We start from the raw sequence: 25,987 nt of genomic DNA, 5'->3' as shown, positions 1-25,987 counted from the left end.
GCCACAGGGGAGATTACTCACCCGCTCGGCCCAACTGATACCCGCGCCACCCTCACGCGGCCTTTCCGATACCGTAATCACACAATCGACCAGGACGAGACCAGGACAAGGGGCGGCCTCCCTGATGAGCTCTGCCACCCACGCGCGCACCGCCGCACCGCGCCAGCCCTCGCGCACTGGGAGCTTCGGCCCCGTACGGCTGCACCAACTCGTGCTGGTGGAGGTGGCCGCCGCGGTCCTCGTCGTCGCCTGGACCGTCGACTCGCTGCTGCTCGTGCCCGCCGGGGTGATCGCCCTGGTGCTCGTGCTGATCGCGGTGCTGCGGCGCCGGCAGCAGCCGTTCACCGACTGGCTCGTCTCCATCAGCGCGCTGCGGGCCCGCCAGCGGCTTGCCAAGGAGCCCGTCCCGGCCGGTGTCGACCCGTCGCTCGCCCCGGCCGTCGAATGCGATCCCGCGCTGCGGACGTACGCGTACCTCTCCCGGGACCGGCGCGAGATCGGCATGATCGGCGACGGCACGTTCATCACGGCGATCCTCCAGGTGCAGTCGCACGACACCCCGTTGCGGCCGATGCGGGACAAGCGGCCGCTCCCGCTCGCGCTGCTGCACGACGCGCTGGAGGTGGACGGCATCCGGCTGGAGTCCGTCCAGGTCGTCCAGCACGCCCAGCCCGCGCCCGCGCCGCATCTGCCGGAGCAGGCGGCCGCGGCGCGCAGTTACGCACCGCTCCAGGAGCAGGCCGGGGCACCCGCCGTCCGGCTGACCTGGGTGGCACTCAAGCTCCACCCCGAACTGTGCCCGGAGGCCATCGAGGCGCGCGGCGGCGGTCTGGAGGGCGCTCAGCGCTGTCTGCTGCGCTCCGTCGACCAGCTGGCCAGCCGCCTCACCGGGGCCGGGTTCACCGCCAGGCCGCTGGCCGAGGGCGAACTGGCGACGGCCGTCGCCACCTCGGCATGCGTCAACCCGAACGCCACGACCCAGGCGGGGCGCGCGAACACACCGGCGCGCCGGACCGCGGAGACCTCGCGCGCCTGGCGCTGCGACGACCGCTGGCACACCACCTACTGGGTGGGCCGGTGGCCGCAGGTGGGCACGGGAGCCGTGCCGCTGCCCCAGCTGGTGGCGCTGCTGACCTCCATGCCCGCCCTCGCGAGCACCTTCAGCCTGACGCTCACCCAGGGCGAGGGCGGCCGGAACACCTCGACGGTCAACGGACATATCCGCGTCACGGGCCGCAATGACACCGATCTGGTCACCGCCCGCAAGGCGCTGGAGCGCGCGGCGCGCGGGGTGCGGGTCGGCCTCGTACGTCTCGATCGCGAGCAGTTGCCCGGCGTGCTCGCCACGCTTCCGCTGGGAGGTACTCGCTGATGGCCATGGCCACTTCCAACCCGACCACCCCTTCCCCCGACGCCCCCGCCGCGCCGGGCGCACCGCGCAGGACGCGCCCCGGCTTCGGGCTCATCGGGCCCCGCCGCGGACGCCAGACGCTCACCGCGGACCAGCTCGACGCGCTCGCCCTGCCGGTCGGTGACGACGGCGTCATCATCGGCGTGGACGGCCAGAACCAGCCCGCCGTGCTCGGCTTCAACCGGCCCGAGCCGTTCGACGTGGTGCTCGTCGGGGGGCTGTGGACCGCGCAGGTGCTGGCCTTCCGGGCGGCGGCCACCGGCGCCCGGGTCGCCATCGAGACCGGACGGCCGCATCTGTGGGCCAACCTGGTGCAGGTGGCGGGCGGCGGGCAGCAGTGCATGACCGTTTTCGACGTGGGCCGGGTCCCGCCCCAGGGGCCCTCGGTGGGCAGCCCGGTGCTGGTCATCCGGGACTGCGGCATGCGCCCGCCGCGCGGCCGGGTCTCCGCCCTGCCGTGGCAGTCGGTGCTGACCCTGCTGCCGTATCTGAGCCCGGTCGCGCCCCGGCTCCTGGAACACGCGGGGCTGGTCGGGATCCAGCGGGTCTCGCCCGACGAGGCGGAGGAGATCGGAAGGATCATGACGCTCCCCCGCCCCGATGTCACGGCGCTGTCAACCCTCCCCGACTGGGTCACCCTGTGGTGCACCCGCGAGGCCCGGCAGGCCGTGACGCTACAGGCGACTGACGCCGAGACGGGACTGCTCGGATCTCCGCGCCGGGTCGACTAGTCCCCGCTTGGGGCGATTCGGGGTGGTTCCGTACTGATCATCTCTCGGTACGGCGAAGACACGTGACCTATCGGACGCTTGCGAGCGGCGGGACGGGCCTGCCGCCCGGGTGCGTCTCGTGATTAGGCTTGGTGTGCGCACGGTGATGAACCTGATCAGGTGTCCCCGGCGCCACAAAAGGGGAAAGCCGAACGGTCGGACGACAGTAGCGATCGGCAACAGATCGGCCTCGCCATGAATTTCAAGGGTGTTCGACCACACCAGGAGGCATTGTGAGCAGCGATCGGGACGAGATCCGCACGGGCGGAACCACACCCGGCGATGATCGGTCCGACGCCGAGACCGAGCACACGGGCGAGTTCACCATCGACTACACGCCACCTGCCTGGTACACGCAGAACGCTTCGCCGTCGGCACCCGCCGCGGGGACCGGGGCGGACACGGGGGCCGGGACCGCGACGCCTCCGCCGCCGCCACCGCCACCGCCGGTCGGCAACCCGGTGGCCGTGCCCGGGCCGCCGGAGGCGGACGGCTACCCGGGGGCGTGGACACCTCCGCCCGCGGCGCCTCCCGCCGAGCCCGCGCCGGTGGATGCCTCCGTGCACCAGGCCGCGCCGGACGGACCCTCCGAGGACGCGGGCGACGCGGAGCCGGGGGCCAGGACACGGGACGGCGAGCCTGATGGAACACCCTCTTTGTCCGGCTTCGCCGTAAATCCGGCCGCTGCGGCCCCGGCTGACGGTGAGCCGGAAGCCGAGCGGGTCGAGCAGCACGCGGCCGACCTTCCCGACGCCGCCGAGGACGAGGACGACGACTACGCGCTGGCGCCCGCCGCGCCGCCGCAGGTCGCCGCCGCCGACGCCGATGCCGCCGACAGTGACGGCGGCCAGAGCGATGGCGCCGTGGCGAGCGGTTCCACGGTGCGGTTCTCCACCGCCTCGATGCGGCGCGAGATCGCCGAGCGGAAGGAGGCCGCCGAGGCGGAATCCGGCGAGGCCGCCGGGTCGCAGGACGCGGCCGCCGACTCCCCGGCACCGCCGGAGACGGGCAACGGCTGGACGCCGCCCGCCGCTCCGCAGTCCGGGCTGCCGCCGCTGCCGCCGGACTTCCAGCCCGCCGCGCCGGAGTCGGGCGGCACGGGTGGCGGCCCGGCACCGGTCCCCGAGCAGCGTACGGGCGGACCCGGCCCGGCCGGTGGTCCACTGCCGCCGCAGGCCGGCCCCTGGGCGCCGCCGCAGGCGACGGGTCCGCAGGGGCAGCCCGCCCCCGGTCCGGCCGCCGGTGCGCCGGGCCCGCAGCCGCAGCCCCCGGCGCCGAACCCGGCCACCCCGCAGGGGGGTTACCCGCAGGGCGGCCCCGCCGCGCCGGGCCCGCAGGGGCAACAGGGTCCGCAAGGCCCGCAGGGGCCCCAGGGTCCGCAGAGCGCGCCGCAGGGGCCGCAGACTCCGCCGCCCCCGCAGGTCCCCCAGGCCCCGCAGTACGGCTATCCGCACCCCGGCGCGCCCGGGCAGCCTCCGGCGCCCACGCAGGACGGATACGGCTATCCGCGTCCCGACGCGGGGCAGCCGTACCCCGGCCCCCAGCAGGGCCAGGGGCCGTACCCGCCGCCCGCGCCGCAGCCGCAGCAGCACCAGCCGCCCCAGCAGCAACAGCACCAGCAGCCGCAGCAACCCCAGCAGCCGCAGGACGGCTACGGCTACCCGCGTCCCGACGCCGCCGCCGCGGCCGACCCCCGTGCCAGCGGCTGGCCCGTCGCCGGGCCCGACCAGCGGCAGCAGCGCCCGAGCGCCGGACAGGGCAACGCGGGCGCCCCGCTCGGGTACACGGCGGCGGTCGAGCTGTCCTCGGACCGGCTCATCCGCGGCAAGCAGAAGCCCAAGAAGAACAACCCCGCCGGTTCCCGGTTCAAGCTCGGCGGCAAGAAGGAAGAGGCCGAGCGGCAGCGCAAGCTGGAGCTGATCCGTACGCCGGTGCTCTCGTGCTACCGGATCGCGGTGATCAGCCTGAAGGGCGGCGTCGGCAAGACCACGACGACCACCGCGCTCGGCTCGACCCTGGCCACCGAGCGCCAGGACAAGGTCATCGCGATCGACGCCAACCCCGACGCGGGCACGCTCGGCCGCCGGGTGCGGCGCGAGACCGGCGCGACCATCCGCGACCTGGTCACCGCGATCCCGTACCTCAACAGCTACATGGACATCCGGCGGTTCACCTCGCAGGCGGCCTCCGGTCTCGAGATCCTCGCCAACGACGTGGACCCGGCGGTCTCGACGACGTTCAACGACGACGACTACCGCCGCGTCATCGACATCCTGGGCAAGCAGTACCCGATCATCCTCACCGACTCGGGCACCGGTCTGCTCTACAGCGCGATGCGCGGGGTGCTCGACCTCGCGGACCAGCTGATCATCATCTCCACCCCGTCCGTGGACGGGGCGAGCAGCGCGAGCACCACGCTCGACTGGCTGTCCGCGCACGGCTACGCCGACCTCGTCCAGCGCTCCATCACGGTCATCTCGGGGGTCCGCGAGACCGGCAAGATGATCAAGGTCGAGGACATCGTGTCGCACTTCGAGACCCGCTGCCGCGGGGTCGTCGTCGTGCCGTTCGACGAGCATCTGTCAGCAGGCGCCGAGGTGGACCTCGACATGATGCGCCCGAAGACCCGGGAGGCGTACTTCAACCTCTCCGCCATGGTCGCCGAGGACTTCTCGCGCGCGCAGCAGGCGCAGGGCCTGTGGACGGCCGGGGAGGGCGTCCAGCCGCCGCAGATGGCCCCGCCGCTGCCCGGCCAGGGCCAGCAGCCCTACCCGGGGGCGTACGCGCCTCAGCAACCGCAGCAGGGCCAGCAGCCGCCGCCGTACGGGTACGGCTATCCGCAGCACGGACAGCCGCCGCAGCAGCCGGGCTACCCCCAGCCGGGCCAGCCCGGTCAGCCCGGACCGCAGCAGGGCTGGCACCCGCCGCAGCAGCCGAACCAGGCCCAGCAGCAGCCCCAGCCCGGCCAGCCCTGGCAGCAGGGACAGCCACAGCAAGGGCAGCAGCAGCCGCCTCCGCCTCAGCAGCAGGGGCAGCCGTGGCAGCACCAGCCGCCGCCCCCGCCGCCCCAGCAGTAGCCGTACAAAAGGCGATCGCCCCGTCGGACCGGATAATCCACCGGTCCGGCGGGGCGATCGCCTTTGTGTGTCTGTGTACGAAGGGGCGTCAGCGGTGGCTGTCGTGCTCCTCCACCAGCTCGCTCGCCCGCTTCACATCGGCCGCGATCCGCTCCAGCAGCGCCTCGATCGAGTCGAACTTCTCCTGGCCGCGCAGGAACGCGAGGAAGTCCACCTCGACATGGAGCCCGTACAGATCCAGACCGACCCGGTCGATCGCGTACGCCTCGACGGTCCGCTCGGTCCCGTCGAACTGCGGGTTGGTGCCGACCGAGATGGCCGCGGGCATCGCCTCGCCCTCGGCCGTCAGCCAGCCCGCGTAGACCCCGTCGGCCGGGATCGCGGTGTGCGGCAGGGTCTCCAGATTGGCCGTGGGGAAGCCCAGTTCGCGGCCGCGCTGGGCGCCGCGCACCACGACGCCCTCGACGCGGTGCGGCCGCCCCAGGACCTCCATGGCGCCCGCGACGTCCCCCTCGGCGACCAGCCTGCGCACCAGGGTGGACGAGAACGGCTCGCCGCCGCCCGCCGCGCCGCGCTCGTACAGGTCGATCACCTCGACCTCGTAGTCGTAGGTGGTGCCCAGCTCGCGCAGCGAGTCCACGTTCCCGGCGGCGCGGTGGCCGAACCGGAAGTTGGGGCCCTCCACCACGACCCGCGCGTGGAGCTTGTCGACCAGCACCTTCGCCACGAAGTCCGCGGGGGTGAGCCGCGAGAACTCCTGGGTGAACGGAAGGATCAGCACCGCGTCCACGCCCAGCTCCGCCATCAGCTCCGCACGCCGCTGGTGCGGGGCGAGCAGCGGCGGATGGCTGCCGGGCCGCACGACCTCACTCGGGTGCGGGTCGAAGGTGACCACGACCGCCGGTACGCCCAGCTCCCGCGCGCGGGTCACCGCGCGGCCGATGATCAGCTGATGCCCGCGGTGCACTCCGTCGTAGGAACCGATCGTGACGACGCTGCGCCCCCAGTCCTCGGGGATGTCCTCCAAGCCACGCCAGCGCTGCACTATGCCCGCTCCTCGCCCGAACCTTTGACTGCCGACTTATCGCTTTCGCAGATCTAAGACTGCCATGCCGCCGGTCCCCGCCGTGCACCGGAGGCCGGTCGGCGGGGATCCACGGAACCCTCAGACGAAGACGGCGAGGCTCTTGGCCCGGCCCTTCGACTCCTCCACCAGGGCCAGGAACCGCCCGTCCGGTCCGAAGACCGCCACCGGGCCCGCCGCGCCGCCCTCGCGGGGCGGCATGTCGATCCGTACGCCGTTGCCCAGCAGCCGGGCCTGGTGATCGTCGACGTCCCAGCGCGGGAAGGCGGCGGCCGCGGCCTCGGCGATGGGCATGATCTGGAGGGACTCCTCCAGCTGCTCCAGGGTCCGCGCGGCGTCCAGCCCGTACGGGCCGACCCGGGTGCGGCGCAGCGCCGTCAGATGGCCGCCGGTGCCCAGCCCGGCGCCGAGGTCGCGGGCCAGGGCGCGGATGTACGTACCCGAGGAGCACACGACCGTGACGTCGAGGTCGAGCACCGGGGTGCCGTCCTCGGCCTTCGCCTCGCGGCCCCCGCGCTGGACGAACGACGAGACGGTGACCGGCCGGGCCGGGATCTCGAACTCCTCGCCCTCCCGGGCCCGGGTGTACGACCGCTTGCCGTCGATCTTGATGGCGCTGACCTTGGACGGCACCTGCTGGATGTCCCCGGTCAGCTCGCCGATCCCGGTCCGCACGGCGTCGAGCGCGGTCCCGGCGGCCCCGTCCGAGGAGGTGATCTCCCCCTCGGCGTCGTCGGTGACCGTGGTCTGGCCGAGCCGGATCGTGGCCGTGTACTCCTTCTCGGTCAGCGCCAGATGGCCGAGCAGCCGGGTCGCCTTCTCGACGCCGATCACGAGCACGCCCGTGGCCATCGGGTCCAGCGTCCCGGCGTGCCCGACCCGGCGCGTACCGGCGAAGCGGCGCATCTTCGCGACGACGTCGTGCGAGGTGAACCCGGCCGGTTTGTCGACGATCACCAGGCCGTCCGGCGCACCGGACGCGGCCCTTCCCTTGCGTGTCATGCGTCCGCGGCGCCCTTGCCGTCGGAAGGAGACTCGTCGGCGTCCGCGGCCTCTGCCGCCTCCGCCTCGTCGTCCTCACCCGGCTTGCGGTACGGATCGGCTTCCCCGGCGTACGTGGCGCCCGAGGACGCCTCCCGGACCTCCGCGTCGGCCGCCTTGGCCTTGGCGAGCAGGTCGTCGATCGTACGGGCGTTGTCCGGCAGCGCGTCCGGTACGAACGTCAGGGTCGGGGTGAACCGCACCCCGGTCTGCCGGCCGACCTCCGACCGCAGCACGCCCTTGGCGCTCTCCAGGGCGGCGGCCGAGGCCGCGCGCTCCTCGTCGTCGCCGTAGACCGTGTAGAAGACGGTCGCCTCCCGCAGATCACCGGTGATCCGGGTGTCGGTGATGGTCACATAGCCGAGCCGCGGGTCCTTGATCCGCCGCTGCAGCGTCTCCGCGACCACGACCCGGATGCGGTCCGCCAGCTTGCGTGCCCGCGCGGTGTCGGTCATGCGTCTTCTTCTCTCTTCTTCGCTTCAGGTCTTCGCTTCGGTCACTCGTCGTCGCCACCGTGGAGCCGCCGTCGTACCGACAGCAGTTCCACCTCCGGCCGCGCCGCGACCAGCCGCTCACAGCGGTCGAGGACTTCCGCCAGGTGGCCCGTGTCCCCCGAGACCACCGCGAGGCCGATCTCGGCCCTGCGGTAGAGGTCCTGGTCGCCGACCTCCGCCACGCTCACCGCGTACTTGCGGTGCAGCTCGGCGACGATCGGGCGGACGACGGAGCGCTTCTCCTTCAACGACCGTACGTCGCCGAGGAGCAGGTCAAAGGACAACGTCCCTACATACATGCGGTCCGGGTCAAGCCACCCGTGGGGCCTTCGAGGTTCGGGCTTCTCGAACCGTACACGCAAGGGCCGGGGCCGATCGACGGAAATTCTCCGCCGACCGGCCCCGGATGAGAGGCAGCGCGTCAGCCGCGCGGCTTCTCGCGCATCTCGTACGTCGCGATGACGTCGTCGATCTTGATGTCGTTGTAGCTGCCGAGGTTGATACCGCCCTCGAAGCCTTCGCGAATCTCGGTGACGTCGTCCTTGAAGCGGCGCAGGCCCTCGATGTTGAGGCTCTCCGCGATGACCTTGCCGTCGCGGACGAGGCGGGCCTTGGTGTTCCGCTTGACCTCGCCGGAGCGGATGAGCACACCCGCGATGTTGCCCAGCTTGGACGAGCGGAAGACCTCGCGGATCTCCGCCGTGCCCAGCTCGACCTCTTCGTACTCCGGCTTGAGCATGCCCTTGAGGGCCGCCTCGATCTCCTCGATCACCTGGTAGATGACCGAGTAGTAGCGGACGTCCACGCCCTCACGCTCGGCCATCTGCGTGGCACGCCCATCGGCGCGCACGTTGAAGCCGATGACGATGGCGTCGGAGCCGGTCGCCAGGTCGATGTCGGTCTCGGTGACCGCACCCACACCGCGGTGCAGGACGCGCAGGTCGACCTCTTCGCCGACGTCGAGCTGGAGCAGGGAGGACTCGAGGGCCTCCACCGAACCGGACGCGTCGCCCTTGATGATGAGGTTGAGCTGCTGGACCTGACCGGCCTTGAGCACCTTGTCCAGGTCTTCCAGGGAGACCCGGCGGGTGCGCTTGGCGAAGGCGGCGTTGCGCTCACGCGCGGCGCGCTTCTCGGCGATCTGACGGGCGGTGCGGTCCTCGTCGACGACGAGGAAGTTGTCGCCCGCGCCCGGCACGTTGGTCAGACCGAGCACCAGGACCGGGGTCGAGGGACCCGCCTCCTGGAGCTGGTTGCCGTTGTCGTCGAGCATCGCCCGGACGCGTCCGTACGCGTCGCCGACGACCATCGTCTCGCCGACCTTCAGGGTGCCGCGCTGGACCAGCACGGTGGCCACGGCGCCACGGCCGCGGTCGAGGTGGGCCTCGATCGCGATGCCCTGCGCGTCCTGCTCCGCGTTGGCGCGCAGGTCGAGCGAGGCGTCCGCGGTGAGGACCACGGCCTCGAGCAGCTGGTCGATGTTCAGACCCTGGCGGGCGGAGATGTCGACGAACATGGTGTCGCCGCCGTACTCCTCGGCCACCAGGCCGTACTCGGTCAGCTGACCGCGCACCTTGGTCGGGTCCGCGCCCTCGACGTCGATCTTGTTGACCGCGACCACGATCGGCACGTCGGCCGCCTTGGCGTGGTTCAGCGCCTCGATCGTCTGGGGCATCACACCGTCGTTGGCCGCCACCACGAGGATCGCGATGTCGGTCGACTTCGCACCACGGGCACGCATGGCGGTGAACGCCTCGTGACCCGGGGTGTCGATGAAGGTGATCCGGCGCTCTTCCTCGTTGACCTCGGTCGAGACCTGGTAGGCACCGATGTGCTGGGTGATGCCACCGGCCTCGCCCGCGACCACGTTGGTCTTGCGGATCGCGTCCAGCAGTCGCGTCTTACCGTGGTCGACGTGACCCATGACGGTCACCACCGGCGGACGCGCGACGAGCATCTCCTCGCCGCCCTCGTTCTCGCCGAACTCGATGTCGAAGGACTCGAGAAGCTCGCGGTCCTCCTCCTCCGGGCTGACGATCTCGACGTTGTAGTTCATCTCGTCGGCGAGGAGCTGCAGCGTCTCGTCGGCGACGGACTGCGTCGCGGTGACCATCTCGCCGAGGTTGAGCATCACGGCGACGAGCGACGCCGGGTTGGCGTTGATCTTCTCCGCGAAGTCGGTGAGCGAGGCACCACGCGACAGCCGGACCGTCTGGCCGTTGCCGCGCGGCAGCATCACGCCGCCGACCGACGGGGCCTGCATGGCCTCGTACTCCTGGCGCCTCTGCCGCTTCGACTTACGGCCACGACGCGCCGGACCGCCGGGACGGCCGAACGCACCCTGCGTGCCACCACGGCCACCGGGACCACCCGGACGACCGCCGAAGCCCGGACGGCCACCGCCGCCACCGGGACGACCGGCGAAACCGCCGCCGCCACCCGGACGACCGGCACCGCCGCCGCCACCGGGACGACCGGCGAAACCGCCGCCGCCACCGGGACGACCGCCGCCGCCACCACCGGGACGACCGGCACCGCCGGGGCCGCGACCGCCGCCGCCACCGGGGCCCGGACGCGGACCCGCGGCCGGACGCTGGGGCATCATGCCCGGGTTCGGACGGGGACCGCCGGCACCGCCGCCGGGACGGGGACCGCCCGCACCCTGGCCGCCCTGCGGACGGGGCATCGAGCCCGGAGTGGGACGGGGACCGCCGGGCCCCTGGCCGCGACCGGCACCGGGGCCGCCCTGGCCGCCGCCCTGCGGACGCGGACCGGCACCGCCCTGGCCGCCGGGGCCCGGACGGGCGCCGCCGCCGGGACGGGGCGCCTGCGGGCGCGCCATGCCGGTGGAGCCGCCGGAGGTGAAGGGGTTGTTACCCGGACGCGGACCGGACGGACGACCGCCGCCACCGGGACGCGGACCACCGCGCTCCTGACCCGGACGCGGGGCGCCGGAACGGCCACCCTGGCCGCCCTGACCACCCTGGCCCTGGCCACCCTGCCCCTGACCGCCCTGGCCACCGGGGCCGGGACGGGCGCCGGGGCGCGGACCGGGCGTGGCGCCCGGCTTGGCCGGGGCACCCGGGCCCGGCTTGGCCGGGGAGGGCTTGGGGCCGGGGGTGGCCGGCGGGGCGGTGAACTCGGGCTGCGCCGGAGCCGCGGGCTGCGCCGGACCCGGCTTGGGGCCGGCCGCCGGCTTGGGGCCGGGCGTCGGGCGCGGGCCCGGAGTGGGTGCCGCGGACGGCGTGCTGCGCGGGCCCTCGGCGGCGGCCGGCTTGGGGCCGGGCGTCGGGGGCTTGGGGGCAGCGGGACGGGCCGCCGACGCCGGACCGGGCGTCGGGGGCTTGGGCGTCGCCTTGCGCGGCGCCGAGGGCTTGCCAGGACCACGGCCGGAGCCGTTTCCACCCTGGAAAGCGTCAGTCAACTTGCGGACCACCGGCGCCTCGATCGTCGAGGACGCCGAACGTACGAACTCACCGAGTTCTTGGAGCTTGGCCATGACGACCTTGCTCTCAACGCCGAACTCCTTGGCGAGTTCGTATACCCGGACCTTAGCCACTTCGCTCCTTTTAGGTCCGGGTTACCGCCGGACCGTCGCTACTTCATGGGCGTACTCATCGCGTACTCATCGAGTGCTCATCGCAATCTCGACCTACTTCCGACTCGCGAGGTACCTGACCGCACGGTTGTTCCCGTGCCGTTCTTCCAGCTTCTTACGAGGGTGACTGGTCACCCTGGTGCTCGACATAACGGCGCAGTGCCGTGGTGTCGAACGCCCCCGGTCCCCTGAAGGCCCGGGGAAAGGCCCGGCGGCGGACCGCCAGGTCGAAACAGACCCGTGTGGGGTGCACATAAGCTCCCCGACCGGGCAGCGTACCGCGCGGATCGGGGGCGCAAACGCCCTCGACCGCCACGATGCGCAGCAGATCGCTCTTGGCCGCCCGCTCCCGGCATCCCACACAGGTTCTCTCAGGGCAGGCACGGGCACGCGTGCGGCCAGACACTGCTTAAGTCTACCTCCCTGCGGCGACCTCACCCCTTGGGGGGAGTGATCGAACCGTCACACGATTTCGGCCGGATCCCGGATGCCCGCGGCTTGAATCAGCCTTGATCGACTCCGCTCAGGCCTGCTCGGCGGGCTGCTCCGCGGACTGATCGGTGTCCGGCCGGATGTCGATACGCCAGCCCGTGAGCCGGGCCGCGAGCCGGGCGTTCTGCCCTTCCTTGCCGATCGCCAGTGACAGCTGGTAATCGGGCACGGTGACCCGGGCGGACCGGGCCGCCAGGTCCACGACCTCGACCTTGCTCACCCGGGCGGGCGACAGGGCGTTGGCCACCAGCTCGGCGGGGTCGTCCGACCAGTCGACGATGTCGATCTTCTCGCCGTGCAGCTCGGCCATCACGCTGCGTACCCGGCCGCCCATCGGGCCGATGCAGGCGCCCTTGGCGTTCAGACCCGAACGGGTGGACCGGACGGCGATCTTGGTGCGGTGACCCGCCTCACGGGCGATCGCCGCGATCTCCACCGAGCCGTCCGCGATCTCCGGGACCTCGAGTGCGAAGAGCTTCTTCACCAAATTGGGATGCGTGCGCGAAAGGGTCACGGACGGGCCGCGCACGCCCTTGACCACTCGTACGACGTAGGTACGCAGCCGGGTGCCGTGCGCGTAGTCCTCGCCGGGCACCTGCTCCTGCACCGGCAGGATCGCCTCCAGGCGGCCGATGTCCACCAGGATGTTCTTCGGGTCCTTGCCCTGCTGGACGACGCCCGCGACGACATCGCCCTCGCGCCCCGCGTACTCGCCGAAGGTGATCTCCTCCTCGGCGTCCCGCAGCCGCTGCAGGATGACCTGCTTGGCGGTCATGGCGGCGATCCGGCCGAAGCCACTGGGGGTGTCGTCGAACTCGCGGGGCTCCTCGCCCTCCGCGAGGTCGTCCGCGTCCTCCTGGGCCCATACCGTCACATGGCCGCTGTCGCGGGCCAGCTCCACGCGGGCCCGGCGGCGGCTTCCCTCGGTGCGGTGGTAAGCGATGAGGAGAGCCGACTCGATCGCCTCGACCAGCAGGTCGAACGAGATCTCCTTCTCCCGCACCAGACCCCGCAGGGCACTCATGTCGATGTCCACGGCTACGCCTCCTCCTTGCTCTCGTCGCCCTCGGGCTTGCGGTTGAACTCGATCTCCACTCGTGCCTTGGAGATCTCCTTGAAGGCCAGCCGCCTGGCGGTGGGCTTGCGCCCCTTCACGCCGGGGACTTCCAGATCCAGCCCCTCGTCATCCACCGAGATGATCCGGGCGATCAGCTCGCCGCCCTCCACCAGCTGCGCCCGCATCAGCCGGCCGGTGGCCCGCTGGTAGTGGCGCTGCTCGGTCAGGGGGCGCTCGGCGCCGGGTGAGGTGACCTCCAGGACGTACGGGGTCTGCCCCATCGCTTCCGCGTCGTCGAGCGTCTGCGAGATCTCGCGGCTCAGCTCCGCACACGTATCCAGCTGCACGCCGTCGTCGGAGTCCACCACGATGCGAAGGACGCGCCGCTTCCCGGCCGGTGTCACCTCGACCTCTTCCAGATCCAGGTCTCGTGCGCTGACGAGCGGTTCCAGCAGTCCGCGCAGCCTTTCGCTCTGGGTCGTGCTCATCCGGGTGACTCCTCGGCCGCGTGTGCTGTTGTGGGAAGGTCGCGTGTCAGCTCAAAGCCTATCTGTTCCGGCGGCGGGCTGACGATTCGGTGGCCGCTGCCCGGCATTCCGGCCTCGCGCGGGTACGCTCGCCTGCTGTGATCACTAACGGCGGCCGGGAGCTGCCGCAGCCCGGAAAGAGGAACGTGCCGATCACGAATCCACCACCGCGCCCCACGCCCCCGTCCCTCCCCGGGGCCGCCCCGCAGGCCGCGGCCCCGCGGCGGCGAAGTCTGCTGCTGGCCGGGGGTTCGGCGGGGGCCGCCGCGCTGCTGGTCGGCTGCTCCGGAGACTCGGACGACGGACCCCGGTCCTCCGGTTCCGCGGCCGCCGCGGCGCTGCGCGCCCGGGGCGTGCGGGATTCGGCCGCGCTCCTCGCGCGCTACGACGCGACCATCGACGCCCATACCGGGCTCGCGGAGCGGCTGCGTCCGCTGCGGGCGGAGACGGCGGCGCACGTCGCCGCGTTCGGATCCAAGGACCCCTCCACGTCCGCCTCCGCGACCGCGTCCCGTTCACCGGCGGCGGGCGGGCGGCGGCTGCCCGCGGTGCCCGGGGACGAGAAGAAGGCCCTCAGCGCCCTCGCCCAGGCCGAGCGGCACACCGCCGACACCCGCACCACGGCGCTCGCCGGCGCGCCGCCCGAACTGGCCCGGCTGCTGGCCTCCGTAGCGGCCTGCGGCGCCGCCCATGTGTACCTCCTGACCCAGGGCGACCCGGACTCATGACGGTCCCCGTCGGTCCCCTCCCGTTCAGCCCCCACCGCGCGGAAGGAGCACCCGGATGAACCGGGCCGCGACGCTCAAGGCCACGCAGGCCGCGCTCGCCGCCGAGCACGCCGCCGTGTACGGATACGGCGTCGTCGGCGGCCGGGTCGGCGACGACCGTCTCGCCGAGGCGCGCGAGGGGTACGCCGCGCACCGTGCCCGCCGCGACGACCTCGTGCGCACCGTGCGCGACATGGGCGGCACGCCGCAGAGCGCGGCGCCCGCGTACGCGCTGCCGTTCGCGGTGCCCGACTCGGCGGCCGCGGTCCGGCTCGCGGCCGAGCTGGAGAACCGGGTGGCCGCCGTCTACGCCGACCTCGTACGGACCTCCGACGGCCCGCTGCGGCGGCAGGCGGCGGGCGCGCTGCGTGAGGCGGCGGTCCGGTCGGTGCGCTGGCGGGGCGGCGGCGTAGCCTTCCCTGGGCTCACCGAGCGCGCCGCGCCGGCCGCCCCGTCCGCGTCGGCGAGCGGAGCCGCCGACGGGGTCTGACAGTGATGTGCGTTGGGTGACGGTGACAGGGGGCAGCTCGGGAATGGCAGCGGCAGAAGAGTCCGGTGACATGGCCGGTGACATGGCCTCCCTCCAGGTGCCGAAGCGGCTGCTGGACGTCGTGGGCGACGATCCGGCCGGGCCCGTACGGAGCTGGCTGGCCGCCCTGCCGCAGCTGGCCGCGCGGCGGCTGCGGGAGTGGGAACTGACCCCCGAGCGGGTGGTCACCCCCGGCGGCCGCGGCGGCCTGGTCGTGCTCGTACGGCAGGCGGACGGCACCCCGGCGGCGCTCAAGCTCCCCGTACCCGGCCCCGCCGCCGCTTCCGAGGCGGCCGCGCTCGCCCACTGGAACGGCTGGGGCGCGGCCCGGCTCCTGCGCACCGGGCAGGAGGACGGCGCGCTGCTGATCGAGCGGCTGCAGTCCGCCGTGTCGCTGCGCTCGCTGCCCGAGGCGAAGGCGCTGCTGGAGGCGGCGGGCACGGTGCGGCGGCTGTGGGTGCCGCCGCCGGACGCGGGATTCGACGCGGTCGGCTCGGTCGAGCGGCGCACCGGCGAGGCCGCCGAGGTGCTGCCGATCCTCGCCTCGGGCGGCTGGGCGGCCGACGTACGCCCGCTGGCCGACGAGGCCCTGGAACTGCGGTCCGGGCTGACCGCCGAGCCGCCCGAACGGCTGCTGCTGCACGGCGACTTCCGGCAGGGCAAGGTGCTGGCCGGGGAGCGGACGCCCTGGCTCGCGGTGGGCCCGGCGCCGGTGGTCGGGGAGCGCGCGTACGACCTGGCGCGGCTGGTCCTGGACCGCTGCGAGGACCTGGCCGCGGGCCCCGGCCCGGCCGCGGCCGCCCGCCGCCGGGTCGCCAAGCTGGCGGACTCGCTGGACGTGGACCGGGACCGGCTGCGGGGCTGGGCCCTCTTCCGCGCCGTGGAGACGGGCCTGCGCCACGGGGCGGCGGGTGACCGGCGGCGGGCCGAGCTGCTGCTGGAGTTCGCGGGCTGGCTGTAGCCCCCACCCCGCCCCTTCCCGAAACAGGGGCTCCGCCCCTGACCCCGTGCGGCCGGGGTGCCCACGGAGGCCCGCACGGCCAAGCAGCCCCGACGGCCTGCGCCCCGGGCCCCCGCCGTGTTAGTTGCGCCCGGGCCGCGCGGGCACGCGGCCGCCCCGGGGGCCGGCAGCCTGCTCGTCCCGAATGCGCTGAGCCCCGGTCCGCGCTGGATCCGCCCCAGGCGCCGCGCCGGGCCCGGGGCCTCCGGCCCGCCTCGCCCGAACACCGTTTGGGAGGGCTCAATTGTCCCGCCCGGGAGCAGCACCGGGCGCCCCAGGCCCCGCTAGAGGCTTGGCCCGGCTGCCCCTGGCCTGGGCACGGGCTCGGGCCCTCGGCACGAGGTGGGGACAGCCCCGAACCGGGGCCAGGGCAGAGCCCCCGCCTCGGGCCAAGCCCCCAGCCCGGCGGACGCGGGCTTCGCTCCGGCCGCGGCGCAGCCCAGTCCGAGGTGGAGCGCCGAGGCCCGCCTCGGGTCGGACCTCCGGCCGGGAGCCAGGTCGGCCACCCCGGCGGAGCACGAGGCACCCCGCCTCCGCAGACTGCGGCGAAGCGTCCGGCGCGCGGTGGGGGGCTGCGGGCGCCCGGTCGGGGCGGAGGCAGGGCCGTCCCCGCCGGGGCGGCCCGAAGCCCCCGGACCGGTTTGGGGCGGGGGCTTCGGGGCGTGGCTGGCGGTGCGGGGCCCGGGGCTCGGGCACCGGTTCGGGAAGGGGCGGGGTGGGGAAAGGCCCCGACGGGTCAGGGGGTGAGGCGGGAGATCGCTTCGGCGATCGGGAGTTCCTCGCGGTCGCCGGTGCGGCGGTCCTTCAGCTCCACCACGCCGTCCTTCGCGCCGCGGCCGACGACCAGGATGGTCGGGACGCCGATCAGTTCCGCGTCGGTGAACTTCACGCCCGGGGAGACGCTGGTGCGGTCGTCCACCATGACGCGGACGCCCGCCGTGCCCAGCTTCTCGGCGATGTCCAGGGCCAGCTCGGTCTGGAGGGCCTTGCCCGCGGCGACGATGTGGACGTCGGCCGGGGCCACCTCGCGGGGCCAGCAGAGGCCGGAGTCGTCGAAGGTCTGCTCGGCGAGGGCGGCGACCACGCGGGAGACGCCGATGCCGTACGAGCCCATCGTGACCCGCACCGGCTTGCCGTTCTGGCCGAGCACGTCGAGCTGGAAGGTGTCGGCGTACTTGCGGCCGAGCTGGAAGATGTGGCCGATCTCGATGGCCCGGTCGAGTGCGATGCCCGCGCCGCACTGGGGGCAGGGGTCGCCCGGCTCGACGACGACCACGTCGAGGTAGTCGTCGACCTCGAAGTCGCGGCCGCAGACGACGTTGCGGGCGTGGGTGTCCGGCTTGTTGGCGCCGGTCACCCAGGCGGTGCCGGGGGCGACCCGGGGGTCGGCGATGTAGCGGAAGGACTTGCCCGCCAGGCCCTGCGGGCCGACGTAGCCGCGGACCAGGTCGGGGCGGTCCTCGAAGTCCTCGGCGGTGACCAGCTCGACCACGGCCGGGGCCAGGTGCTCGCCCAGCTTGCCGAGGTCGACCTCGCGGTCGCCGGGGACGCCCACCGCGGTGATCTCGCCGTCGACCTTGACCAGGAGGTTCTTCAGGGTCGCGGAGGCCGGGACGCCCAGGTGCTCGGCGAGGGTCTCGATGGTGGGGGTGTCGGGGGTGTCCAGCTCCTCGACCGGCCCGTGCTCGGCGCCCTCGACGGCCGGGACGGTGGTCGTGACGGCCTCCGTGTTGGCCGCGTAGTCGCAGTTCGGGCAGTCCACGAAGGTGTCCTCACCGGCTGCCGCGGGGGCCAGGAACTCCTCGGAGGCGGATCCGCCCATCGCGCCGGAGACGGCCGAGACGATGCGGTAGTCGAGGCCCAGGCGCTCGAAGATCCGCTGGTACGCCTCGCGGTGCAGCCGGTAGGACTCGGCCAGGCCCTCGTCGCTGGTGTCGAAGGAGTACGAGTCCTTCATCTGGAACTCGCGGCCGCGCAGCACGCCCGAGCGCGGCCGGGCCTCGTCCCGGTACTTGGTCTGGATCTGGTAGAGCATCACCGGCAGGTCCTTGTAGGACGTGCACTGGTCCTTGACCGTCTGGGTGAAGATCTCCTCGTGGGTGGGGCCGAGGAGGTAGTCGCCGCCCTTGCGGTCCTTGAGCCGGAACAGCAGGTCGCCGTACTCCTCCCAGCGGCCGCTCGCCTCGTACGGCTCCTTGGGCAGCAGCGCGGGCAGCAGCACCTCCTGGGCGCCGATCGCGTCCATCTCCTCGCGGACGATCCGGGAGACGTTCTCCAGGACCTTCTTGCCGACCGGCAGCCAGGTCCAGATGCCCGCGGAGGCGCGGCGGACATAACCGGCCCGGACGAGCAGCTTGTGGCTGGCGGTCTCGGCGTCGGCCGGGTCTTCGCGCAGCGTCTTCAGCATCAAGGTGGACATGCGCTGGACGTGGGCGGCGTTGGCCATGGGGCTTCTCCTGCGTACGAGATGGATGTCAGGAGGTTAGCCGCCCGGGGACGCAACCCGGAAATGCGCTATCCGCGAGAGCTACCGCCGCAGCGGCAGGGGTGCGCCCATCACGGCGTACGGGCTCGGCGCGCTCGGGAAGAGCACCGGGCGGGCCAGGTCCTGGTAGCCCAGCGAACGGTAGAGGCAGCGGGCCGGGCTGTCGGTGTCGATGGCGGAGAGGATCGAGCGCGGCTGCACGGCCCCGTCGGTGATGGCGGTGATCAGGCGGCGGCCGATGCCCCGGTTCTGGTAGCCGGGGTGGACGTGCAGCTCGGTGATGACGAAGGCGTCGTCCAGCCAGTCCTCGTGCCCGGCGGCGCGCAGATAGGGCTGGACGATGGTGGACCACCAGTGGGTGCGGTCGTTGGGCATGCCGTAGACGAAGCCCACGAGCCGCCCTTCCGGGGTGGTCGCGCCGAGGGCGCGGGCGCCGGGGCTGGTGAGGTGGCGCAGCACGATGTGGCGCCGTACGCCGATCTCCTCGTCCGACAGCCCGAAGGCCACGGCCTGTACGGCCAGCGCGTCGTCCACGCGTGCGGCGAGGTCGAGCGGGCCGACGACGACACCTCGGGGGTCCGGGGGGTGTTCCCCGGGCATCTCCAGCATGGGCGGCACCCTACTGGCCAGCTCCGGCGATCAGAACAGCACACTCATGAACGCGCCGACCTCCTGGAAGCCGACCCGGCGGTACGCGGCGCGGGCCGCGGTGTTGTAGTCGTTGACGTAGAGACTCGCGACGGGCGCGATCTCGTTGAGCGCGTAGCCGAGCACGGCGGCCATGCCGGTCTCGGAGAGCCCGCGGCCGCGGTGTTCGGGGGCGACCCAGACGCCCTGGATCTGGCAGGCGTGCGGGGTGGCGGCGCCGATCTCGGCCTTGAAGACGACGCGGCCGTTCTCTATGCGGGCGAAGGAGCGCCCGGCGGCGACGAGTTCGGCGACCCGGGCCTGGTAGAGGAGTCCGCCGTCGCCCGCGAGCGGGGAGACGCCGACCTCCTCGGTGAACATCGCCACGCACGCGGGCATGATCACGTCCATCTCGTCCCTGCGGACCCGGCGCACCCGGGGGTCGGGCGGGACATCGGCGGACATCGAGGTGGTGACCATGAGCGGCTGGCGGGACCGGACCTCGCGGGCCGGGCCCCAGTTGGGCTCCAGCAGGGACCACAGCTCGGCCGTGGTGTCGGCGGGGCCGACGATCGAGGAGCAGCGCCGCCCGGACCGGCGGGCGCGCTCCGCGAAGCCGCGCACGGCCTCGGGGGTGGCGCAGATGGGGACCAGGTTGGCGCCCGCGTAGCAGAGCGACTCGAGCCGTCCGCCGCTGTACCAGCCCCACATCTCGCCGCCCAGCCGCCACGGGTCCAGCCCGGCGGCCTGGACGCGGGCGGCGACGAAGGCGTTGGAGACGGGATCGCGGTTGAGCACCGCGAGGGCCGAGTCGAGCTCCTGGGGCTCGAGCACCCTGGTGGTGGACGTCGTCAGCACGTGTCGGATTGCCTCACCGGTTGCGGGCCTGCGGGCCGGAGCGGACGTCGATTCCCCGCACCCTACCCCGCAGGCCCGGCGGACCATCTAGCGCCGTTGTCCGGCGGCCCCGAGGGGGCTTGCTCAGCCGCTGACCGAGACCTCGGGCTCGCCGGAGGCGATGCCGTCCTTCTCCATCTGCTCGGCGATCTTCATGGCCTCGTCGATCAGGGTCTCCACGATCTTCGACTCCGGCACGGTCTTGATGACCTCGCCCTTGACGAAGATCTGCCCCTTGCCGTTGCCGGACGCCACCCCGAGGTCGGCGTCGCGCGCCTCGCCCGGGCCGTTGACGACGCAGCCCATCACGGCGACGCGCAGCGGGACCTCCATGCCGTCCAGCCCGGCCGTGACCTCGTCGGCCAGCTTGTAGACGTCCACCTGGGCCCGCCCGCAGGACGGACACGAGACGATCTCCAGCCGCCGCTGGCGCAGGTTCAGCGACTCCAGGATCTGGATGCCGACCTTGACCTCCTCCGCGGGCGGCGCGGACAGGGAGACCCGGATGGTGTCCCCGATGCCCTCGCTCAGCAGCGCGCCGAAGGCCACCGACGACTTGATGGTGCCCTGGAACGCGGGCCCGGCCTCGGTGACGCCGAGGTGCAGCGGGTAGTCGCACTGGGCGGCCAGCTGGCGGTAGGCGTTGACCATGACGACGGGGTCGTTGTGCTTCACCGAGATCTTGATGTCCCGGAAGCCGTGCTCCTCGAACAGTGAGCACTCCCACAGCGCCGACTCCACCAGCGCCTCGGGCGTGGCCTTGCCGTACTTCTCCAGCAGCCGCTTGTCCAGCGATCCCGCGTTGACGCCGATGCGGATCGGCGTGCCCGCGTCCGAGGCCGCCTTCGCGATCTCCTTGACCTTGTCGTCGAACTGCCGGATGTTCCCCGGGTTCACCCGCACGGCCGCGCACCCGGCATCGATCGCGGCGAACACGTACTTCGGCTGGAAGTGGATGTCCGCGATGACCGGGATCTGCGACTTCCTGGCGATCACCGGAAGCGCCTCGGCGTCGTCCTGCGACGGGCAGGCCACCCGCACGATCTGGCAGCCCGAGGCCGTCAGCTCCGCGATCTGCTGGAGCGTCGCCCCGATGTCCGCGGTCACCGTCGTCGTCATCGACTGCACCGAGATCGGCGCGTCGCCGCCCACGGCGACCGCCCCGACCTGGATCTTCCGGCTGACCCGGCGGTCGGCGAGCTTGGTCGGTACGGACGGCATTCCGAGTGAGATCGCAGTCATCTGGTTCGTAGCCCCAAGAAGGTGTTTGAGTGGCCCGAGATCGGCGGGCTCCGGCTCCGAGATTACGGCACCGGGTGGCGCCCCAGCACACTCCGGGCCCGAAGTCCACCCAAAGGCGAACTTCGGGACAGGTCACATCATCACGAAATTCGTACGGGATTCACTACGTCGGCCACCAGAACGAGCAGCGTGAAGCAGATGAAGATACCGGCGATCACATAGGCGACCGGCATCATCTTGGCCACGTCGAACGGTCCGGGGTCGGGCCGCCGGATGAGCCGCGCGAACCGCCGCCGCAGGGACTCCCACACCGCGCCCGCGACATGGCCGCCGTCCAGCGGCAGCAGCGGCAGCATGTTGAACAGGAACAGCGAGAGGTTGAACCCGGCGACCAGGAAGAGCATCGTCGCGATGCGCTGCGAGGGCGGGATGTCGAGGTTGGCGACCTCGCCGCCGACCCGGGCGGCGCCGACGACGCCCATCGGGGAGTCCGCCTTGCGGGGGGCGTCCCCGAAGGCCGCGTTCCACAGGTCGGGCACCTTGGAGGGCAGCGCGACCAGGGACTGGACGCCGTCCTCGACCATGGTGCCCATGCGGTCCACGGACTGGCCGAAGGACTGCTTCACCACGCCGTTGGCCGGGGTGAAGCCGAGGAATCCGGCGCTCACGTACTGGCCCTCGACATAGCCGCCGTTCCCGTCGGACTTGGCGACCTTGTTGGTGATGAGGTCGGCGTTCAGGGTCTTGCGCGCGCCGTCCCGCTCGACGGTGATCGTCGCGGGTCCGGTGGTCCTGCGGATGTCCTGCTGGAGGTCGCCCCAGTCGGAGACGCGGTGGCCGTTGAAGGCGACGATCTTGTCCCGGGGCTGGAGCCCCGCGGCCTTGGCCGGGGAGTCCTTGGCGCCCTTGGGGCACTTGTCGGTCGCGGAGGAGGCCGGGACCACACACGCGGAGACGGTGCCGACGCTGGTGGTCTGGGTGTTCACGCCGAAGCTCATCATCACGCCAACGAAGATCACGACCGCCATGATCAGGTTCATGAACGGCCCGGCGAACATCACGATCACGCGCTTCCACGGGGCCCGCGTGTAGAACATCCGGGTCTCGTCGCCGGGCTGCAGCTCCTCGTACGCGGCCGACCGGGCGTCCTCGATCATGCCGCGCCACGGCGAGGTGGAGCGCTGGGCGATCTTGCCGTCGTCGCCGGGCGGGAACATCCCGATCATGCGGATGAAGCCGCCGAACGGGATCGCCTTGATGCCGTACTCGGTCTCCCCCCGCTTGCGGGAGAAGATGGTCGGCCCGAAGCCGACCATGTACTGCGGGACCCGGATGCCGAAGAACTTGGCCGTGGAGAGATGGCCCAGCTCGTGCCAGGCGATCGAGATCCCGAGGCCCACGGCGAATACGACTATGCCGAGGACCGTCATCAGTGTCGTCATGCGTGACCCTCCGGGGTCGCCTTCGCCGCGCGGGCGGCCAGTTCACGGGCGCGGGCACGGGCCCACGTCTCGGCTTCGAGGACGTCCGCGACGGTGAGCTGAGTTCCCGCGGAGGGGACGCCGTGCTCGGCTACCACTTCCGCGACCGTATCGACAATTCCGTTGAAGGGCAGCTTCCGGCCGAGGAACGCGTCCACGCACTCCTCGTTCGCCGCGTTGAAGACGGCAGGGGCGGTGCCGCCGAGGCCGCCGACGTGCCGGGCGAGGCCGACCGAGGGGAACGCCTCGGTGTCCAGCGGGAAGAACTCCCAGGTGTGGGCCCTGGTCCAGTCGCAGCCGGGGGCGGCGTCCGGCACCCGCTCGGGCCAGCCGAGACCGAGCGCGATCGCCATCCGCATATCGGGCGGGCTCGCCTGGGCGAGCGTCGACCCATCGGTGAATTCAACCATCGAGTGGATATACGACTGAGGGTGGACGACCACCTCAATCCGCTCGAAGGGAATGTCGAACAGCAGATGGGCCTCGATGACCTCAAGACCCTTGTTGACGAGGGTCGAGGAGTTGATCGTGACGACCGGGCCCATGTCCCAGGTGGGGTGGGCCAGCGCCTGGTCCGGGGTGACCTCGGCCAGCTCCCGCTTCGTACGGCCGCGGAACGGGCCGCCGGACGCGGTGACGACCAGCTTGCGGACCTCCTGGCGGCCGCCGCCCAGCAGGGCCTGGAAGAGGGCGGAGTGCTCGGAGTCGACGGGCACGATCTGGCCCGGCTTGGCGACCGCCTTGACGAGCGGCCCGCCCACGATGAGGGACTCCTTGTTGGCCAGCGCCAGCACCCGGCCCGCCTCCAGGGCAGCCAGGGTGGGCGCGAGGCCGATGGAGCCGGTGATGCCGTTGAGCACGGTGTGGCACTCGGAGCGGGCGACCTCGGTGGCCGCGTCGGGCCCGGCCAGGACCTCCGGGAGCGGCTCGCCCGCGCCGTACCGCGCGGCCAGCGCCGCGCGCACCTCGGGCACCGCGTCCTCGCGGGCGACGGCGACGGTGGCCGCCTTCAGCTGGTGGGCCTGCTCGGCGAGCAGCCCGGCCCGCCCTCCGGCGGCGGACAGGGCGGTCACCCGGAAGCGGTCCGGGTTGCGCAGGATCACATCGATGGCCTGGGTGCCGATCGATCCGGTGGAGCCCAGGATCACGATGTCGCGGGGGCCACCGGGGTCGGCGGGGGCTGCCGGGGGGCGCAGATGCGGGTCAGCCAGGGAATCCGTCATCTGCCCATTGTTGCCCGTACCGCCGGTCGCGGATGACCGGGTCCCGGAGGACCGGTGCACCCCCTAGCCCGCCGGCGGCGGTCCCCGGCGGGCCACTTCGCCGGGTCAGCTGATGGGGCGGTGGACGTTGTCCCTGGTCGACGGGCCGGGGGTGGCATCGGCGATCCACGGTCCTTCGCCGCTGGGGTCGAGGACGCCCGCCTCCAGCCACTCGTACGAGCCGGAGAGCACCCCGGAGACCACCTTGCGGTCGAGGTCGTCGGTGTTGGTCCACAGCCGTCCGAAGAGTTCGTCGGCGCGGATCCGGGCCTGTCGGCAGAAGACGTCGGCCAGCTGGTACGCCTCGGTGCCGTGCTCGCCGCGGCTGCGCAGCATCTCGGCGCGTACGCAGGCGGCGCTCATCGCGAACAGCTCCGCGCCGATGTCCACGATCCGGCTGAGGAAGCCCTGTTTGGTCTCCATCCGGCCCTGCCAGCGGGACATGGCGTAGAACGTCGACCGGGCGAGCTTGCGCGCCGAGCGCTCGACGTAGCGCAGATGCGGGGACAGGTCCCGGTGGCCCGGAGGGGCGAACTCGGCGTACGCGCGCGGGAGATGGCCGGGTCCTGTGACCAGGCCCGGCAGCCAGCGGGCGTAGAACCCGCCCGCCCTGGCGGCCGCCCTGCCCTTGTCGGACAGGGTCTTGTCCGGGTCGATGAGGTCGCCCGCCACCGACAGATGGGCGTCGACGGCCTCCCGTGCGATCAGCAGGTGCATGATCTCGGTGGAGCCCTCGAAGATCCGGTTGATGCGCATGTCGCGGAGCATCTGCTCGGCGGGGACGGCCCGTTCGCCGCGGGCGGCGAGCGAGGCCGCGGTCTCGAAGCCGCGGCCGCCGCGGATCTGGACCAGTTCGTCGGCCATCAGCCAGGCCATCTCGCTGCCGTAGAGCTTGGCGAGCGCCGCCTCGATGCGGATGTCGTTGCGGTCCTCGTCGGCCATCTGGGAGGCGAGGTCGATGACCGCCTCCAGGGCGAAGGTGGTCGCCGCGATGAAGGAGACCTTGGCGCCGACGGCCTCGTGCCGGGCGATCGGCTTGCCCCACTGCTCACGGGCCGCGGACCATTCGCGGGCGATCTTCAGACTCCACTTCCCGGCGCCCGCGCACATCGCGGGCAGCGAGAGCCGCCCGGTGTTGAGCGTGGTCAGCGCGATCTTGAGACCGGCGCCCTCGGGGCCGATGCGGTTGGCCGCGGGGACCCGGACCCGGTGGAGGCGGGTCACCCCGTTCTCGATGCCGCGCAGTCCCATGAACGCGTTGCGGTTCTCGACGGTGACGCCCTCGGCGGCCGTCTCGACGATGAAGGCGCTGATCCCGCCCTTGTGGCCGTCGGACTTCGGCACCCGGGCCATCACGACGAGGAGGTCGGCGACCACCCCGTTGGTGGTCCACAGCTTGACGCCGTCCAGGAGGTAGTCGTCCCCGTCGGGGACCGCGGTGGTGGCGAGCCGGGCCGGGTCGGAGCCCACGTCGGGCTCGGTGAGCAGGAACGCCGAGATGTCGGTGCGGGCGCAGCGCGGCAGGAAGCGGTCCTTCTGGTCCTGGGTGCCGAACAGCTTGACCGGCTGCGGCACGCCGATGGACTGGTGGGCGGAGAGCAGCGCGCCGATGGCGGGGCTGACGGATCCGGCCAGCGCGAGGGCCTTGTTGTAGTAGACCTGGGTGAGGCCCACGCCGCCGTACTTGGTGTCGATCTTCATGCCGAGCGCGCCGAGTTCCTTGAGGCCGTTGATGGTCTCGTCGGGAATCTTCGACTCGCGCTCGATGCGGGCGGGGTCGATCCGGGTCTCGCAGAACTCGCGGAGCTTGGCGAGGAACGCCTCGCCGCGGCGGACGTCGTCCGGTGCGGGGGCGGGGTGGGGATGGATCAGATCGAGGCGGAAGCGGCCGAGGAACAGCTCCTTGGCGAAGCTCGGCTTGTGCCATACCTGTTCGCGTGCGGCCTCGGCGACCTGGCGCGCCTCACGCTCGGACACCGGCCTGACGGATGATGCGGTCATCGGTGCTCCCTTGCCGCAAATGACGATCTCGTGACATTACCGGCACGTACCGCTGTTCAGTGTGCCTCCGGCGGGCCGGGTCGGCAAAGCGGTCGGTACGGATTCGTCTCTGTTGAAGCGCTTCGACACCCTCTGGACAGCGGTC

The 25,987-nt window shown here is 72.6% G+C and carries 21 protein-coding genes; 6 read left to right on the top strand and 15 right to left on the bottom strand.

Going from position 1 to position 25,987, the window contains the following annotated elements:
• Positions 1–124: 124 nt before the first annotated feature.
• The 3 genes from eccE (at position 125) to ACFV9T_RS13585 (ending at position 5,258) form a co-directional block, all read left to right on the top strand.
• Entirely contained in the window at positions 125–1,372 is a 1,248-nt protein-coding gene (gene eccE, locus ACFV9T_RS13595) for a type VII secretion protein EccE (protein ID WP_385439541.1), read from the top strand.
• Positions 1,372–2,142, top strand: coding sequence for a hypothetical protein (locus tag ACFV9T_RS13590; protein WP_385439539.1), 771 nt, complete (start codon positions 1,372–1,374; stop codon positions 2,140–2,142). The genes eccE and ACFV9T_RS13590 overlap by 1 nt, the downstream gene beginning before the upstream one ends.
• A 272-nt stretch (positions 2,143–2,414) precedes the next feature.
• Entirely contained in the window at positions 2,415–5,258 is a 2,844-nt protein-coding gene (locus ACFV9T_RS13585; RefSeq protein ID WP_385439538.1) for an SCO5717 family growth-regulating ATPase, read from the top strand.
• 88 nt (positions 5,259–5,346) lie between these two features.
• On the opposite strand, the gene ACFV9T_RS13580 is transcribed toward ACFV9T_RS13585, so the two are convergent.
• From ACFV9T_RS13580 to rimP, 8 genes are all read right to left on the bottom strand, one after another.
• Positions 5,347–6,303 carry a bifunctional riboflavin kinase/FAD synthetase gene (locus ACFV9T_RS13580; protein ID WP_385439536.1) on the bottom strand — a complete coding sequence of 319 codons (957 nt, stop codon included), beginning with the start codon at positions 6,301–6,303 and terminating at the stop codon, positions 5,347–5,349.
• A 120-nt stretch (positions 6,304–6,423) separates the two neighbouring features.
• Entirely contained in the window at positions 6,424–7,344 is a 921-nt protein-coding gene (gene truB, locus ACFV9T_RS13575; RefSeq protein ID WP_385439534.1) for a tRNA pseudouridine(55) synthase TruB, read from the bottom strand.
• A complete protein-coding gene (gene rbfA, locus ACFV9T_RS13570) occupies positions 7,341–7,838 on the bottom strand; it encodes a 30S ribosome-binding factor RbfA (RefSeq protein WP_385439531.1) in 498 nt (165 codons plus the stop codon). The genes truB and rbfA overlap by 4 nt, the downstream gene beginning before the upstream one ends.
• A 41-nt stretch (positions 7,839–7,879) precedes the next feature.
• Positions 7,880–8,176 (bottom strand): DUF503 domain-containing protein, encoded by a 297-nt coding sequence (locus ACFV9T_RS13565; RefSeq protein ID WP_385439529.1) that lies wholly within the window; start codon positions 8,174–8,176, stop codon positions 7,880–7,882.
• A 122-nt stretch (positions 8,177–8,298) separates the two neighbouring features.
• Positions 8,299–11,436: a translation initiation factor IF-2 gene (infB, locus tag ACFV9T_RS13560; protein WP_385439528.1), complete on the bottom strand. Its 3,138-nt coding sequence runs from the start codon at positions 11,434–11,436 to the stop codon at positions 8,299–8,301.
• A gap of 154 nt (positions 11,437–11,590) precedes the next feature.
• Positions 11,591–11,881, bottom strand: a complete 291-nt coding sequence (locus ACFV9T_RS13555; RefSeq protein ID WP_385439526.1) for a YlxR family protein — start codon at positions 11,879–11,881, stop codon at positions 11,591–11,593.
• Between the two features lie 117 nt (positions 11,882–11,998).
• Positions 11,999–13,003: a transcription termination factor NusA gene (gene nusA, locus ACFV9T_RS13550; protein ID WP_385439524.1), complete on the bottom strand. Its 1,005-nt coding sequence runs from the start codon at positions 13,001–13,003 to the stop codon at positions 11,999–12,001.
• Between the two features lie 2 nt (positions 13,004–13,005).
• A complete protein-coding gene (gene rimP, locus ACFV9T_RS13545) occupies positions 13,006–13,512 on the bottom strand; it encodes a ribosome maturation factor RimP (RefSeq protein ID WP_385439523.1) in 507 nt (168 codons plus the stop codon).
• A 185-nt stretch (positions 13,513–13,697) separates the two neighbouring features.
• On the opposite strand from rimP, the gene ACFV9T_RS13540 reads away from it, so the two are divergent.
• From ACFV9T_RS13540 to ACFV9T_RS13530, 3 genes are read left to right on the top strand one after another with little or no spacing between them, the layout of a single operon-like run.
• The gene (locus tag ACFV9T_RS13540) at positions 13,698–14,279 is read left to right on the top strand and encodes a hypothetical protein (RefSeq protein ID WP_385439521.1); all 582 of its coding nucleotides are present in this window, start codon (positions 13,698–13,700) and stop codon (positions 14,277–14,279) included.
• Positions 14,280–14,334: 55 nt separating this feature from the next.
• Entirely contained in the window at positions 14,335–14,808 is a 474-nt protein-coding gene (locus tag ACFV9T_RS13535) for a ferritin-like domain-containing protein (protein WP_385439520.1), read from the top strand.
• Between the two features lie 43 nt (positions 14,809–14,851).
• Positions 14,852–15,808 (top strand): aminoglycoside phosphotransferase family protein, encoded by a 957-nt coding sequence (locus ACFV9T_RS13530; RefSeq protein ID WP_385439519.1) that lies wholly within the window; start codon positions 14,852–14,854, stop codon positions 15,806–15,808.
• 775 nt (positions 15,809–16,583) lie between these two features.
• On the opposite strand, the gene ACFV9T_RS13525 is transcribed toward ACFV9T_RS13530, so the two are convergent.
• From ACFV9T_RS13525 to ACFV9T_RS13495, 7 genes are all read right to left on the bottom strand, one after another.
• Positions 16,584–18,293 carry a proline--tRNA ligase gene (locus ACFV9T_RS13525; RefSeq protein WP_385439518.1) on the bottom strand — a complete coding sequence of 570 codons (1,710 nt, stop codon included), beginning with the start codon at positions 18,291–18,293 and terminating at the stop codon, positions 16,584–16,586.
• Between the two features lie 81 nt (positions 18,294–18,374).
• Positions 18,375–18,941 carry a GNAT family N-acetyltransferase gene (locus tag ACFV9T_RS13520; protein ID WP_385439516.1) on the bottom strand — a complete coding sequence of 189 codons (567 nt, stop codon included), beginning with the start codon at positions 18,939–18,941 and terminating at the stop codon, positions 18,375–18,377.
• A gap of 30 nt (positions 18,942–18,971) precedes the next feature.
• Positions 18,972–19,817, bottom strand: coding sequence for a GNAT family N-acetyltransferase (locus ACFV9T_RS13515; protein ID WP_385439514.1), 846 nt, complete (start codon positions 19,815–19,817; stop codon positions 18,972–18,974).
• Positions 19,818–19,940: 123 nt separating this feature from the next.
• A complete protein-coding gene (gene ispG, locus ACFV9T_RS13510; RefSeq protein WP_385439512.1) occupies positions 19,941–21,098 on the bottom strand; it encodes a flavodoxin-dependent (E)-4-hydroxy-3-methylbut-2-enyl-diphosphate synthase in 1,158 nt (385 codons plus the stop codon).
• Positions 21,099–21,238: 140 nt separating this feature from the next.
• A complete protein-coding gene (locus ACFV9T_RS13505; protein ID WP_385439510.1) occupies positions 21,239–22,540 on the bottom strand; it encodes a M50 family metallopeptidase in 1,302 nt (433 codons plus the stop codon).
• On the bottom strand, positions 22,537–23,802 hold the full coding sequence (gene dxr, locus ACFV9T_RS13500; RefSeq protein ID WP_385439508.1) for a 1-deoxy-D-xylulose-5-phosphate reductoisomerase: 1,266 nt from the start codon (positions 23,800–23,802) through the stop codon (positions 22,537–22,539). Before dxr ends, ACFV9T_RS13505 begins: the two co-directional genes overlap by 4 nt.
• Positions 23,803–23,907: 105 nt before the next feature.
• Positions 23,908–25,842, bottom strand: a complete 1,935-nt coding sequence (locus ACFV9T_RS13495; protein ID WP_385439505.1) for an acyl-CoA dehydrogenase family protein — start codon at positions 25,840–25,842, stop codon at positions 23,908–23,910.
• Positions 25,843–25,987: the final 145 nt, after the last annotated feature.

The sequence above is a fragment of the Streptomyces sp. NPDC059850 genome (assembly GCF_042731515.1).
GTDB lineage: Bacteria > Actinomycetota > Actinomycetes > Streptomycetales > Streptomycetaceae > Streptomyces.
This window is presented reverse-complemented; position numbering and strand designations above follow the sequence as displayed.